The 13,974-nt window shown below is 64.1% G+C and carries 14 protein-coding genes; 10 read left to right on the top strand and 4 right to left on the bottom strand.

Features of this window, described 5'->3' with window-relative positions:
- The first annotated feature begins 1 nt into the window (after position 1).
- The 5 genes from IVA92_RS29780 (at position 2) to IVA92_RS29800 (ending at position 4,789) form a co-directional block, all read left to right on the top strand.
- Positions 2 to 697, top strand: a complete 696-nt coding sequence (locus IVA92_RS29780) for a class I SAM-dependent methyltransferase (RefSeq protein ID WP_247278539.1) — start codon at positions 2 to 4, stop codon at positions 695 to 697.
- A gap of 49 nt (positions 698 to 746) precedes the next feature.
- Positions 747 to 1,637 carry an EamA family transporter gene (locus tag IVA92_RS29785; protein WP_247278540.1) on the top strand — a complete coding sequence of 297 codons (891 nt, stop codon included), beginning with the start codon at positions 747 to 749 and terminating at the stop codon, positions 1,635 to 1,637.
- A gap of 7 nt (positions 1,638 to 1,644) precedes the next feature.
- Positions 1,645 to 2,247 (top strand): LysE family translocator, encoded by a 603-nt coding sequence (locus tag IVA92_RS29790; protein ID WP_247278541.1) that lies wholly within the window; start codon positions 1,645 to 1,647, stop codon positions 2,245 to 2,247.
- A gap of 134 nt (positions 2,248 to 2,381) precedes the next feature.
- Positions 2,382 to 3,401, top strand: coding sequence for a ketol-acid reductoisomerase (ilvC, locus tag IVA92_RS29795; RefSeq protein ID WP_035700280.1), 1,020 nt, complete (start codon positions 2,382 to 2,384; stop codon positions 3,399 to 3,401).
- Positions 3,402 to 3,940: 539 nt separating this feature from the next.
- Complete coding sequence (locus tag IVA92_RS29800; RefSeq protein WP_247278542.1) at positions 3,941 to 4,789, top strand: SDR family oxidoreductase; 849 nt, start codon at positions 3,941 to 3,943, stop codon at positions 4,787 to 4,789.
- 12 nt (positions 4,790 to 4,801) lie between these two features.
- Here the strand turns inward: IVA92_RS29800 and IVA92_RS29805 are convergent, their stop codons facing one another.
- Positions 4,802 to 5,422, bottom strand: a complete 621-nt coding sequence (locus tag IVA92_RS29805) for a hypothetical protein (RefSeq protein WP_247278543.1) — start codon at positions 5,420 to 5,422, stop codon at positions 4,802 to 4,804.
- Positions 5,423 to 5,608: 186 nt separating this feature from the next.
- Between IVA92_RS29805 and IVA92_RS29810 the strand changes: the two genes are divergently transcribed.
- Together IVA92_RS29810 and IVA92_RS29815 are read left to right on the top strand one after the other, a co-directional pair.
- Positions 5,609 to 6,178 carry a TetR/AcrR family transcriptional regulator gene (locus IVA92_RS29810; RefSeq protein WP_247534517.1) on the top strand — a complete coding sequence of 190 codons (570 nt, stop codon included), beginning with the start codon at positions 5,609 to 5,611 and terminating at the stop codon, positions 6,176 to 6,178.
- 212 nt (positions 6,179 to 6,390) lie between these two features.
- Positions 6,391 to 8,103 carry a sulfatase-like hydrolase/transferase gene (locus tag IVA92_RS29815; protein WP_247278545.1) on the top strand — a complete coding sequence of 571 codons (1,713 nt, stop codon included), beginning with the start codon at positions 6,391 to 6,393 and terminating at the stop codon, positions 8,101 to 8,103.
- Positions 8,104 to 8,218: 115 nt separating this feature from the next.
- On the opposite strand, the gene IVA92_RS29820 is transcribed toward IVA92_RS29815, so the two are convergent.
- The gene (locus IVA92_RS29820; protein ID WP_247278546.1) at positions 8,219 to 9,778 is read right to left on the bottom strand and encodes a glycine betaine ABC transporter substrate-binding protein; all 1,560 of its coding nucleotides are present in this window, start codon (positions 9,776 to 9,778) and stop codon (positions 8,219 to 8,221) included.
- Positions 9,775 to 10,557, bottom strand: a complete 783-nt coding sequence (locus IVA92_RS29825) for an ABC transporter ATP-binding protein (RefSeq protein WP_247278547.1) — start codon at positions 10,555 to 10,557, stop codon at positions 9,775 to 9,777. Before IVA92_RS29825 ends, IVA92_RS29820 begins: the two co-directional genes overlap by 4 nt.
- Positions 10,558 to 10,696: 139 nt before the next feature.
- On the opposite strand from IVA92_RS29825, the gene IVA92_RS29830 reads away from it, so the two are divergent.
- On the top strand, positions 10,697 to 11,515 hold the full coding sequence (locus tag IVA92_RS29830) for an ABC transporter ATP-binding protein (protein WP_247278548.1): 819 nt from the start codon (positions 10,697 to 10,699) through the stop codon (positions 11,513 to 11,515).
- Complete coding sequence (locus IVA92_RS29835) at positions 11,515 to 12,303, top strand: ABC transporter permease (RefSeq protein ID WP_247278549.1); 789 nt, start codon at positions 11,515 to 11,517, stop codon at positions 12,301 to 12,303. The genes IVA92_RS29830 and IVA92_RS29835 overlap by 1 nt, the downstream gene beginning before the upstream one ends.
- Positions 12,304 to 12,347: 44 nt before the next feature.
- On the opposite strand, the gene IVA92_RS29840 is transcribed toward IVA92_RS29835, so the two are convergent.
- Positions 12,348 to 12,797 (bottom strand): cupin domain-containing protein, encoded by a 450-nt coding sequence (locus IVA92_RS29840; RefSeq protein WP_247278550.1) that lies wholly within the window; start codon positions 12,795 to 12,797, stop codon positions 12,348 to 12,350.
- 138 nt (positions 12,798 to 12,935) lie between these two features.
- Between IVA92_RS29840 and IVA92_RS29845 the strand changes: the two genes are divergently transcribed.
- Positions 12,936 to 13,961, top strand: coding sequence for an ABC transporter substrate-binding protein (locus tag IVA92_RS29845; RefSeq protein ID WP_247278551.1), 1,026 nt, complete (start codon positions 12,936 to 12,938; stop codon positions 13,959 to 13,961).
- The last annotated feature ends 13 nt before the right edge of the window (positions 13,962 to 13,974 follow it).

Genomic DNA, 13,974 nt, shown 5'->3' on the forward strand with positions numbered 1-13,974 from the left:
CATGCTGGCGCGCGACTGGTACTATAATGAGCGGAACCGGATGGGGATCGAGCCCGCAGTGGCGTCGATCTATGACAGCCATGACGATGCCGACCTGCGGGCGCGCGCCGCGCTGAAAATGCTCGGGGTCCAGCGCGGCTGGCGCATCGCCGATATCGGCTGCGGTAACGGCGTGCTGGCCACCGAAGCGGCGCTAATGGGCGCCGAGGTCGATGCTATCGACATCTCGCCCGCGATGCTGGCGCTCGCCGAGATCTATGCACGTGACCGCAAGGCGCCGGTCCGCACCCAATCGGCCGGCCTGCTGAGCTTCTCCTACCATCCGGAATCCTACGATTTGATCGTCAGCGAGTTCACGCTGCACCATCTGCCGGACTTCTGGAAGGCGGTGGCGATGTCGCGGATCTATCGCGCGCTGAAGCCGGGCGCGAGCTTCTACCTGCGCGACATCGTCTACACTTCAATGCCGGACGCCATTGAGCGCGACGTCGAGCAATGGGCCGACTTCCAGATCAAGAACCACGACTTTTCGCGTGAAGGTGTCGTCGCGCACATGCGCGACGAATATTCCACCTTCGGCTGGGTGATGGAACGGATGCTGACCGACGTCGGCTTCAGGCTGGTCTCGGCCGACTATCACGCCCCGATGCACGGCACCTATCTGCTGCGGAAACCGAAAGCCGGCGAGCAAGGCTAGATCAGAACAATAACAGGGACTGCACGACAGGGCAGGACCGGGAACAACAATGAAGCCGGCCGACATCCTCATCGCCGTCCTGGTGGCGATCATCTGGGGGCTTGCCTTCGTGGCGAGCCGGATCGCGCTCGACGAGTTCTCGCCGGAGCTGATGACGGCAATGCGCTTCACCATTGCTGCAGTACCGTGCCTTTTCATTCCCAAGCCGAAGGTCGCCTGGCCGCTCCTGATCGCGATCAGCGTCACGCTGTTCCTCGGCCAGTTCCTGAGCCAGGCCTATGGCATCGCCCACGGCGTGCCGGTCGGCCTGGCCAGCGTGGTCGTGCAGAGCCAGGCGCTGTTCACGATCGGCTTCGCCGCTGTCGCATTCGGCGAACGCCCGACGCCGATGCAGACGCTCGGCATCGTCATCGCAGCAGCCGGCCTTTTGATGATCTGCGGGACCGTCGGCTACGATTTCAGCGTCGGCGCCTTCGGGGTGCTGATGATCGCGCCGGTCTGCTTTGCGGTCGGCAATCTGCTGCTGCGGGGCGCCCGTGGTGCGCCGATGTTCGACCTGTTCGCCTGGCTGTGCCTTACTGCCGCGGTGCCGCTGTTCGCGCTCGCGCTGGTCGTCAACGGGCCAACGCCGACCTGGCAGTCGCTGATCCACATGTCTCTGACAGGCCTGATCTGCCTGCTGGTGATCGGCGCCGTCTCCACCAGCATCGCCTACTGGCTGTGGGGACGATTGCTGCGCGATTATCCGGCGGCGCAGGTGGTGCCGTTCGCGCTGCTGGTGCCGTTCGTGGGATCGGCCGCCTCCAGCATCGTGTTCGGCGAGCGGTTCGGACCCCTGCGCCTCGCCGGCATGCTGACCGTGATCGGCGGTATCGCGGTGATGGTGCTGGCGCAGCGGCCCAAGGCATCGCCCAAAGAGCCGCTGCCGAAAGTCGCGTGAGGCGAACATGTCCCAGTCGCTGTTCTATGCCTTCCTCACCTTCATGGTCGTGATGTACTTCACGCCTGGGCCGAACAACATCATGCTGCTGTCCTCGGGCCTGACCTACGGCTTCCGGCGCACCATCCCCCACATCGTCGGGATCGTCATCGGCTTCGCCTTCATGGTCGCCGCGGTCGGCCTCGGGCTCGGCTCCGTGTTCCTGGCCTATCCGGTCCTTCAGACCATCTTGAAATATGCCGGTGCCGCCTACCTGATCTATCTCGCCGCCGCGATCGCCATGTCCGGGCCGACCAAGCCGGGCGACGGCGCCGCCCGCGGCCCGATGACCTTCTGGGGCGCGGCGATGTTCCAATGGATCAACGCCAAAGGCTGGGTGATCGTGATCGGCACCATTACCGCCTACGCGGCGATCGCCCAATTCCCGCTCAACATCGCAATCCAGACCCTGATCAGCCTGCTCGTAGGCACGGTCTCGACCGTGGTCTGGGCTCTGTTCGGCTCCGCATTGCGGCCGGTCCTGACCTCAGAGCGGCTGGTCCGTGCCTTCAATGTGCTGATGGCCGTCCTGCTGCTCGCTTCCCTCTACCCCGTCTTCATGGATGCATGATGCCGCAGATTTCCATGCAGAAACGGGTTTCCCAGCGGCCCTAAAATGCTCTAGACAGCCCCCGAAATCCGTCAATTCACCTTCGAAATATCTGACCATCGGCCGATTTCCGGCCCCGAACGAGGAAACGAACTATGCGTGTTTATTACGATCGCGACGCCGACCTGAACCTGATCAAGGGCAAGAAGGTCGCCATCGTCGGCTATGGCAGCCAGGGCCACGCCCATGCGCTGAACCTGAAGGACTCCGGCGTCAAGGAGGTAGCGATTGCGCTGCGCAAAGGGTCGGCCTCGGCCAAGAAGGCGGAGAACGCCGGCTTCAAGGTGATGGAAGTCGCCGAAGCCGCCAAATGGGCCGACCTCGTCATGATGCTGACCCCGGACGAGCTTCAGGGCGACATCTATCGCGAGCACCTGCACGACAACATGAAGAAGGGCGCCGCCCTCGTGTTCGCGCACGGCCTCAACGTCCACTTCAATTTGCTCGATCCGCGCGCCGACCTCGACGTGCTGATGATCGCGCCGAAGGGCCCCGGCCACACCGTGCGCTCGGAGTACCAGCGCGGCGGCGGCGTGCCCTGCCTGATTGCGATCGCCAAGGACGTCTCGGGCAACGCCCATGACCTCGGCCTGTCCTATGCCTCCGCGATCGGCGGCGGCCGCGCCGGCATCATCGAGACCACCTTCAAGGAAGAGTGCGAGACCGACCTGTTCGGCGAGCAGGTGGTGCTCTGCGGCGGCCTGGTCGAGTTGATCAAGGGCGGCTACGAGACCCTGGTCGAAGCCGGCTACGCCCCGGAGATGGCCTATTTCGAGTGCCTGCACGAAGTGAAGCTGATCGTCGACCTGATCTATGAAGGCGGCATCGCCAACATGAACTACTCGATCTCCAACACCGCCGAGTACGGGGAGTATGTCACCGGTCCGCGCATCATTACCGACGAGACCAAGAAGGAGATGCGGAAGGTTCTCGCCGACATCCAGGGCGGCAAGTTCGCGCGCGACTGGATGCTCGAGAACAAGGTCAACCAGACCTCCTTCAAGGCGACCCGCGCCAAGCTCGCCGCACACCCGATCGAAGAGGTCGGCGCGAAACTGCGCGACATGATGCCCTGGATCAAGAAGGGTGCGCTGGTCGACAAGAGCAAGAACTAAGCCGTTGTGCCCCGGACGCAGCGCAGCACCTTGGTGATGCCCTGCTGATCCGGGGCCAAGCGGCCTCTGGATCCCGGCTCCGCGACGCATTGCTTATGCGCTGCGCCTTGTCCGGGACACGCGAGCGAAAGCTTCGCTCGCCAAACAAATCTTTAAGCCTTCGCGACTATGTTCGAGCGAGATCGCAAACGCGATCTTTCTCTTCCTTCTCGCGCGAAGCATAGTTGCTTCATTCAAATTCTTCGCGAGTTGATGCGCTGCTTGAACGCCAAGAACTGACGCTTAAACCACATTCTTGATCTCGCGTCCCTTTTCAAAAATTTCTAGAACTCCCTGATCGTGAAAAGGGCTGCGTCGTCAGAGTGAAAGATTCGGCTCTTCATCCGCCTTTTCAAGGTGCCTTCGACCTCATGTCGCAACGTTCGCGCGCCGCTTCATCTTAACAACCGACACCTGCTGCGCGGACTTGCGCGCTGGGCGCCATTTGCACACAGGCACCTTCCTCCTGCATGATCACGGCAACCCGAGGTGGAAAGACCATGCGATCTGTCGTCGTTACCGGGGCGTCTACGGGCATCGGCTGGGCCGTTGCGAAATTCCTGATCGGGCGCGGCTATCGCGTGTTCGGCAGTGTCCGCAAGCAGGCCGACGCCGACCGGCTGCAAGGCGAGTTCGGTGCGAACTTTGCCCCGCTGCTGTTCGACGTCACCGACGAGGCAGCAGTCCTCGCCGCCGGGCGAAAAGTTCGCGGAGCGTTGGGCGGCGAGACGCTGGCCGGTCTCGTCAACAATGCCGGCATCGCGGTTGCCGGTCCCGTGCTCGAATTGTCGGCCGATGATTTCCGCCGCCAGATGGACGTCAACGTCATTGGCCCTGTCATCGCGACGCAGGCGTTCGGGCCGCTGCTCGGCGCAGACCCCTTGCTGAAGGGGCCGAAGGGCCGGATCGTGATGATCAGCTCGGTCGCTGGCAAGAGCGGCAATCCGCTGTCGGCGCCTTACAGCACCTCCAAGCACGCCATCGAGGGCCTGTCGGAGAGCCTGCGCCGCGAGCTGATGCTGTTCGGCATCGACGTCATCATCGTCGCCCCCGGCGCGGTGAAGACGCCGATCTGGAGCAAGGCCGAAGAGATCGACCTTTCCGTCTACCAGAACTCGCCCTATCTGCCGGCGCTGAACAAGGTGATGGCGTTCATGATGGACATCGGCGCCAAGGGCCTGCCCGCCGAGCGGATCGCCGAGATCGTGTTCGAGGCGCTGACGGCGCCAAGCCCGAAGGTGCGCTACCAGATCACGCCGGACCCGCTCCGCCACCTGATTGCGGCCGTGCTACCGAAACGGACGCTCGACCGCATCATCGCCAAGCGGCTCGGATTGCTGCCGCAGTGAGTTTGGGCGTTTTCAGCCCGCGGCGACGGTTTGCCTGCGCGGGTGGCGGGCCATCGCTATCATGCGCAACGTCAGCACGATCAGCAGCGGAACGAGGAATGCGGCGTAGAGCGGCATGGCCGGCACGCGCTTGCCGAACGACACCATGAACTGGAACCAGAGATAGTAGCCGCCCGCAACGTGCAGTATGCGCCAGGTGCGCAATCCGAGCAGCGCGGCGGTGCGGTCGAACGAGGTCGCACTCATCGCGATGATGAAGCCATAGCCGATGCCGCCAAAGATGTAGGAGGCGGCGGAGGTCGCCTGGGCAAAGCCGGCCGGATCCATCCTGGCGAACGCGACGATCGCCGCCGCGTGGATGGCGTGGGAGGCCGCGAAGCTCAAGCCGAGATAGCGGCGGTTACGGTGCTGCCAGCGCGTCCAGGCATTGGGCGAGAGCCGCGCCAGCGCCGCGGCACTGAAGGCGAGGCAGAACAGCAGCAGCGAACTTCGCGCCGTGAAGCGGATCACCATACGAACGCCCTCAACCTCGAACAGCCGCATCGAGGCGATCCACAGGCTCAGGGCGATCAGACTGAGCGTTAGGACGGCAAGCTGCCGCCAGCCTTCGAGCCAGCTTTGACGTTGTGACATGGCGATCTCCTCAAGGATGTAATCAATGATTACATATAGAGCAACAAAATCGTCAATAGTGTAATCGCTGCTTACATTCACGTTCGGGTGATGCTAGAAGACGCTATGCCCGCCCGTCAGACGTCCAAACCGCGTGCCCGCCGAACACCCGAAGCCCGGCCGTATCACCACGGCGACCTTCGCCGTGTGCTGATTGACGCTGCGCTGCAATTGGCGGCCGAAGGTGCGGAGGTCTCCGTCCGCGAGGCGGCGCGCCGGGCCGCGGTGTCGCCGGGCGCGCCGTTCCGGCACTTTCCGAACCGCGATGCCTTGATGGCGGCGGTGGCCGAGGAGGCGCAGCGGCGTTTCCGCGCTGAGATCGAGGCGGCGCTGGGCGAGGAGCCGCCCAAGGGTCCACTGGAGCGTTTTCGCGCCTTTGGACTCGCTTACTTGCGCTGGGCCATGCGCAATCCGGCTCATTTCGAGATCATCTCCACCGGGCGCTACTTCGCCCATGGCAGCTCGGCGGACCTGACCCGCGACAATACCGAGCTGATCGCGCTGTCGGAACGGATGCTGACTGATGCGGCCGAGCAGGGCCTGCTGAGGTCGGCGGATCTGAAGCGCATCCAGATCGCCAGTCGCGCGTTGGTCTACGGTTTTGCCCGGATGAATCTCGATGGCCACTTTCCGCGCTGGGGCATCGAGGACGGCCAGATCGAGCGGATGGCGGAGGGGGTGATCGACCTGTTCATCGCGGGGATCGCCCAACCCTGACGTTGAGCAGCTGCCTGCCGGCTGCGGCCCAACCCGTCTTTCGCCAACAATAAGCGATGTCGGATCGCCGGACGCGTTGCCTGACGTTGACCGTTCCGTTACAGTTTTATGACACGGCGCAGGCTTCCGGCTGCGCCGGGCGCCGCCAGCTGTCTCGATGCCGGCCAAGCGGCTTGGCATCACCGCGCCGGACCAAAAGTTGCGTGTCGTCGATGGCGTCCGCGCCCAATCCAGGTCCTTCTGCCACCACCGCCGTGCTTGCGAGCGTCGCCGCGCTCGGCATCTGGCGGCTGCTCGCGGTCACGGCGCCACATTTCGCAGCGCTGGCGCTGATGTACGAGACCGAGACCGATTTCGGCTCGCGCCTCTCCTTCGCCCTGGCCTGGGGCATCCTCAACTTCTTCTGGATCACGCTGCTGCGGCGCCCGGCGCTGTCGGGCGCGCTGTCCCTGACCATGGTCGTCGTGCTGGTGCTGCTGTCGCGCCTCAAGCACGAAGTCGTGCAGATGACAGTCAACTTCATCGATCTGATGATGATCGACCGCGACAGCGTTGCGTTCCTGTTCACGATCTTCCCGAATCTGCGCTGGTCGGTGATCCTGGCCGGCCTCGTCACGTTGCCGCTGATGTATGCGCTGTGGTGGCTTGATCCGTTCCGGATCCGCCGGCTGCCGGCGCTCGCCTGCAAGCTCGCCTGCGTTGCCGCATTGGTCGGCTATTCGCTTTATCATCCTGACCAGGCCTGGCGCGGCTATTACGACGACGGCTATCTCTCGAAATTCTTCCGCTCCGGCGTCACCGCGGTCGCCGACTTCGTGCAGTACGGTTTCATGGAATCCGCAGCCTCAACCAACGAGCGGCTCAACGTGCCGCTGGTGGACGCCTGCCATCCTGCGGGCCGCCGCCCTAATATCATCATGATCCATGATGAATCGAGCTTCGACATCCGCGCCGCGCAGGGCATCAAGGTGCCGCCGCGTTACGGCGACCATTTCACGTCTTGGGACGGCAAGCAGCGCACGTTCCTGGCCGAGAGCAATGGCGGGCCGAGCTGGTTCACCGAATACAACGTGCTTGCGGGGCTCTCGTCGCGTTCGTTCGGCCGCTTCGCCTATTTCGTGACGCGCATCGCCTCGAACCGCGTCGAACGCGGCCTGCCATTGGCACTGCGCCGTTGCGGCTACGACACCCTGTCGCTTTACCCCGCCCATGGCGGCTTCATGGGCGCGCGCAGCTTCCAGATGACGACCGGCATCGAACGTTTCCTCGATTCGGAGGATCTGGGCGCCAAGGACGTCGAGCCGGACTCCTTCTTCTACGACAAGGCGCTTCAGCTGATGGGGCAACAACCGCCGAACAAGCCGCTGTTCACCTTCATCTATCTCGGCGCCAATCATTTCCCCTGGGAGACGCGCTTCCGTCCTGATCTGCTGCCGAACTGGCGCGCGCCGGGCAACTTGCCGTCCATCGACGAATATCTGCGCCGCCAGGTGATGAGCGCCGAGCAGTACAAAGCTTTCGTCGCCGGTCTGAAGAAGAACTTTCCCGGCGAGCCTTTCCTGATCGTGCGCTACGGCGATCACCAGCCGGAATTCGCGCCGAACCTGCTTGAGCCCGGCCTCGACGAGGGCGCCCTCGGCAAGAAGCTCGACGCTTACGATCCGCGTCTCTACGCAACCTATTATGCGATCGACGCCGTCAATTTCGAGCCGGTGAAGAGCGATGCCGTGATGGACACGATCGACGGTCCCTATCTGCCGCTAGTGATCCAGGAAGCCGCCGGCATCCCGCTCGATCCGTCCTTCGCCGAGCAGAAGGAGATCATGCTCCGCTGCAAGGGCATCTTCTATGGCTGCAGGGATGGCGCCGAGGCGCGGCGGCTGAACCGGCTGCTGATCAACGCGGGGATGATCCGGGGGCTGTAGTGTCTTTCAGCTCTTTGCGAGGAGAGCGCCGGTGGAGCACACATGCCCCTCCAACGTCGTCCTGGCGAAGGCCCATGGGCGAAAGCCATGACGACGCTGAACCAGTCGCGCCAGCCTACCTATTGCTCACCTTCTCCCACAGCCACTTCGCCACTGCGTCGGGCGATGAATTCGCATCGTTGCCGCTCGCGCGCAGATTGGCTTCGCGCATCGTCGCGATGTCGATCCTGCCGAGCAGCGGCCTCAGCGCAGCCTGCAACCGCTCGTCACCGGCTCGCATGGGCGCGAGCAGCAGGATCGCATCGTAAGGCGGGATGGCGTGCCTGGGATCATCGAGCGCGACGAGATCGTATTTCGCGATCAGGCCGTCGCTGGTGTAGCCGGCGATCACGTCGACCTCGCCGCTCGCGACCGCCGCGTACATGAAGTCCGGCTGCATCTGGCGTTGGGTGCGGAACGAAAGCCCATAGGCCTTTTGCAGCGCGGCCCATTCGGGGCGCGAGAAGAACTCGTAGTCGCCGGCGATCGACATGGTCGATGCGTGCGCGGCGAGATCGGCGATGCTGCGGATGCCAAGCGCCTCGGCGCGCTTGCGCGGCATCACCAGCGCATACGCATTCTCGAAGCCGAGCTCGCCGAGCAAGGTGATGTTCTCTTTCGCGAGGGCTGTCTTCAGCTCTGCGAGCAATTCCGCGCGCGGCTTAATGTCGGTGCGATGCAACTGATTGGCCCAGAGTGTACCGGAATAATCGACATAGAGATCAATGTCGCCGGCCTTCAGTGCCTCGAAGATCACGCTGGAGCCGAGGCCGGATCGCGCCGTCGCCGACAGGTCAGCCGCCTGGAGGCGGTCCCTGAGCAGGGCCGACAACACATATTGCTCGGTGAAAGTCTTGGCGCCGATGACGTAGCTCTGGGACGAACGCCCCATCGTCGGCACCAGCGTTGCGGCGACCAGTGCCGCGATCCCGATCGCGCCGAGCCCGGTGCGCATGCGGCTGCGCTGGCGCAGGCCGGTCTCGAGCAGGCCGAGCAGTTGGTCGACGGCAAGCGCGAGCAGGGCCGAGGCCAGGCAGCCGAACAGCACGAACACCCAGTTCTGGGTCTGAAGCCCTGCGAAGATGTAGTTACCGAGGCTGGTCTGGCCGATCGGTGTCGATAGCGTCGCGGTGCCGATCACCCATACCGCGGCGGTGCGGATCCCCGCCATCATCACCGGCAGCGCCAGCGGCAGCTCGACCATCACCAGCGATTGTCGCGCGGTCATGCCGACACCTTTGGCGGCTTCGATCAACGCGGGATCGATGCCGTTGAGGCCGGTGATGCCGTTGCGCAGCACCGGCAGCATCGAATAGAGCGCGAGCGCCAGCACGGCCGGCAGGAAGCCGAAAGCGGAAAAGGAAAAGCCGAACCAGGCGAGCGTAACGGAGGCCAGCAGCAGCAGGAGCGGATAGAACAGCGCAAGAAGCGCAAGTCCAGGGACTGTCTGCACGATGCTGGCAAGCGCAAGCAGGATGCCCCGGGGCGCCGGGTGGTTGCGTGTGAGGAGTGCCAACGGCAGGCTCGCAATCAGGCCCAGCGCAAGCGCGGCGAGACTCACCCGCACATGGTTGCCGAGATAGTCGGGCAAATGCGACAGCGCCTCGCCCCAGCGCGGATCGGTGAAGAGGCTCATGCCGCACCGCTCGTTGGCAGCCGCGCATTCAATCGCTCGACCTGGCGCCGCGGCGTGCGCAACAATTCCAGCACGTAGGCGTCGCCGCTTTTCGACAGCTCTGCCGGCGTGCCCTGTGCGAGCAGCTTTCCAGCGCGCATCACCGCAATGCGGTCGGCGAGCAGAATGGCCTCCGTCATGTCATGCGTAATCATGACAGAGGTCAGGCCGAGCTTGCGGTGCAGGTCGCGAAAATCCTCGCCGAGCGCATCGCGGGTGAGGGGATCGAGCGCGCCGAACGGCTCGTCCATCAGCACGATCCGAGGTTTTGCCGCGAGCGCCCGCGCCACGCCGACGCGCTGGCGCTGGCCGCCGGAGAGCGCCTCCGGCAGCCGGTCGCGATGCGCGGCGCGGTCGAGCTGCACGAGCTCCAGCAGCTCGTCGACGCGCACGGCAATATCGGCAGCCGAGACGCCCAGCAGCTTTGGCGTGACACCGATATTGTCGGCAACGCTCAAATGCGGAAACAGCCCACCGGCCTGGAACACGTAGCCGATCCGCCGCCGCAGCGCGACCGGATCGACATTCTGCACGTCCTCGTTCTCCACCGTGATCGTGCCGCTGTCCGCCTCGATCAACCGGTTGGCGAGCCGCAGCAGGGTGGTCTTGCCGGAGCCCGAGCCACCCACGATGGCCAGAAACTCGCCCTCGGCGATATCGAGCGACACGTCGTCGACGGCTTTGAGCGGGCCGAAGCTCTTGGTGACACGTGCATAGCTGATCGCCAGCTTGGAGGGCATCGCGGGTAAGCTCGCTCTTACCTTCCCCTGCAGCGGGAGGGTGAAGGGGATAAGAGCTCCATGCGTAGCACGCTTGGCGCCTTGATTGAACTTGGTCGCGCGAGCGGCTAAGGCATCGGTCCAGGTTTGGAGGAAGCACATGACGACGCCCACGGCAGTGGCGCTGGAAGATGCCAAGGTCGCGTTCCACCTCCGGGACGGACGGGTCTATACGGCGGTGGAGAAAGCCCATCTCACGGTGGCGCAGGGCGAGTTCGTCGCCATTGTCGGCCCGACCGGCTGCGGGAAATCCACGCTGCTCAACGTCGCCGCCGGGCTGCTCAAGCCGGCAGCCGGCAGCGTCAGGATATTCGACCAGCCGCTCGCGGGGCTGAACCGGGATGCCGGCTACCTGTTCCAATCCGATGCACTGTTCCCGTGGAAGACCGCGCTCGACAATGTCGCGATCGGGCTCGAGATCAAGGGCACGCCGCGCTCCGAAGCGCTGCCGCGGGCGCAGCAATGGCTGACCTCCGTCGGCCTCGGTGCGTTCGCAGGCCGCTATCCACACATGCTCTCGGGCGGCCAGCGCAAGCGCGTGGCGCTGGCGCAGGTGCTGATCCGCGATCCAAAAATCCTGCTGATGGACGAGCCGTTCGGGCCGCTCGATGCGCAGACGCGCCAGGTCATGGGCAATCTGCTGCTCGATCTCTGGAATGCCGACCGCAAGGCTGTGCTGTTCGTCACCCACGATCTCGAAGAGGCGATCGCACTCGCCGATCGCGTCGTGATCATGTCGGCGGGGCCGTCCTCGCGCATCATCGGTGACTGGCGCGTGCGCTTGCCGCGCCCGCGCGACATTTTTGAGGTACGGCTCGATAAGGAGTTTCATTCACTGCATCGCGAGATCTGGGGCGTGCTCAAGGACGAGGTGATGAAGGGTTATATGCAATCCACGCAGGCGGCGGAGGCGGTCTGATGTCGCGCCCGATGCTGCTTGCGCTGCAAGTCCTGGTCGCGGTCGTCTGCATTGTGCTGTGGCAAGTGCTATCGACCGTCCCCGTCTTCGGCAAGATCCTGCTGCCGCCGTTCTTCTTCTCCAATCCGTTCGACGTGTTCAGCCAGATCGTGAAGTGGTTCGCGTCCGGCGTGATCTGGAAACATCTCGGAATCACGCTTGCGGAATCGATCCTGGCTTTCGTGATCGGCTCGACCGGGGGCGTGCTGGTCGGCTTCTGGTTTGCGCGCCAGCCACTGGTCGCAGCCGTGTTCGACCCTTACGTCAAGATGGTCAACGCGCTGCCGCGCGTCGTGCTGGCGCCGATCTTCGCGCTGTGGCTCGGCCTCGGTATCTGGTCCAAGGTCGCGCTCGGTGTGACGCTGGTCTTCTTCATCGTCTTCTTCAACGTCTATCAGGGCGTGAAGGAAGTCAGCCGCACCGTACTGGACAATGGCCGCATGCTCGGCATGAGCGAGCGCCAATTGATGCAGCACGTCTATTGGCCGTCGGCGCTGTCCTGGATGTTCTCCTCGCTGCATACGTCGGTCGGCTTCGCCGTGGTCGGCGCGGTCGTCGGCGAGTATCTCGGATCGGCGGCCGGGCTCGGCTATCTCATTCAGCAGGCCGAAGGCATCTTCGACGTCGCCGGCGTTTTCGCCGGCATGTTCGTGCTGTCGGCCTTCGTGATCCTGATCGACTTTGGCGTCACGCTGGTGGAGCGGCGGCTATTGGTTTGGCGGCCGACGGCGTCGGACGGTCGCGGCTAGGGCGCAAGGGGCCGCGCGTTGGCGCGAGCCCCGATCGCGAACGTTCAATCCAGCAGCTTGGTGTCGTCGGGTGCCTGCGGCGGCGTCTTGATCGCGATCGCCTTGACTTGGCCGCTGATCGGCTTGGTGCCGCCATGCGGCGTGCCCTTCGGGATGATCACGAGATCGCCGGGCTTCACCGTCACCTCCTTGTCGCCGAGCCAGATCGTCCCGGTGCCGTCCAGGATGTACTGAATCTCGTTGGTGTTGGGATGCATGTGCTTGGGCACGTTGCCGACCTGGGTCGAGACGGTGGCACCGTCCGCGCTCGCGAACATCTTGGAGCGGTAGCCGACAGCGTTTGCGGGCCCGAGCGCATCGCCCTCCATCTCGCCGGTATGGATGATCTGTGCGGTGATGTTTTCGGCGGCGAGCGCCGGCCGGAGCAGGTGGGTGGCGCCGCATCCGGCGGCAAAGGCGGCGGTGATCGACAGCCCGGCAGCAAGGCGATTCATGGATGATCCTCCCCATCAAGAATTGTTCTTGTTTGGGCATGCTATTGCGCCGCAGGGCCGATGGCCAGCCCACTTAGGCGGTGCTTCTCAAGCCAGCCCCGCTGCTCTATGGTGCCGCCGGCCGAACGGAGGAAACCAATGAAGAACACGATTGCCAGGCTCGCCGGCGCGCTGCTCGCGCTGACGCTCACCATCGGTCTTGCCGCGGCGCAAAGCAAGGTGACCATCGCGGTCGGCGGCGGCTCTTGCCTGTGCTACCTGCCCACCGTGCTGGCCAAGCAGCTCGGCGAATACGAGAAGGCCGGCGTCAGTGTCGAGCTGGTCGACCTCAAGGGCGGGTCGGACGCACTCAAAGCCGTGCTCGGCGGCAGCGCCGACGTCGTCTCCGGCTATTTCGACCATTGCGTCAATCTCGCCGCCAAGAAGCAGGAGCTTCAGGCCTTCGTGGTCTATGACCGCTATCCCGGTCTCGTGCTGGTGGTCGCGCCCTCTCGGACCAACGACATCAAGTCGGTCAAGGATCTCGCCGGCAAGAAGGTCGGCGTGAGCGCCCCTGGCTCCTCCACCGACTTCTTCCTGAAGTACATGCTCAAGAAGAACGGCCTCGATCCCGCCGGCACCGCCGTGATCGGCGTCGGCCTTGGCGCCACCGCGGTCGCAGCCATGGAGCAGGGCCAGATCGACGCGGCCGTGATGCTCGATCCGTCCGTCACCGTGCTTCAGGGCAACCACAAGGATTTACGCATTCTTTCCGACACCCGCACCCAGAAGGACACGCTCGAGACGTTCGGCGGCGAATATCCGGGCGGCGCGTTGTACTCGACGGCAGCCTGGGTCAACGGTCATGAGAAGGAGACACAGGCGCTTACGAATGCGATCCTGGCAACGCTCGCCTGGATCCATTCGCATTCGCCCGAGGAGATCATGGCGAAGATGCCGGAGGAGACTGTCGGCAAGAACAAGGATCTCTATCTCGCTGCGCTGAAGAACACGATCCCGATGTTTTCCGAAACCGGCAAGATGGACCCGAAGGGCGCGGAGGCCGTGCTTGCGGTGTTCAGCGTCGGTTCGCCCGAGGTGGCGAGCGCCAAGATCGACGTCAGCAAGACGTTCACCAACAAGTTCGTCGATCAGGCCAAGAAGACGACGGGGACTGCCAAATAAGTGACGCGAAGGC

Source organism: Bradyrhizobium sp. 154 (assembly GCF_023073875.1).
Taxonomy (GTDB): domain Bacteria; phylum Pseudomonadota; class Alphaproteobacteria; order Rhizobiales; family Xanthobacteraceae; genus Bradyrhizobium.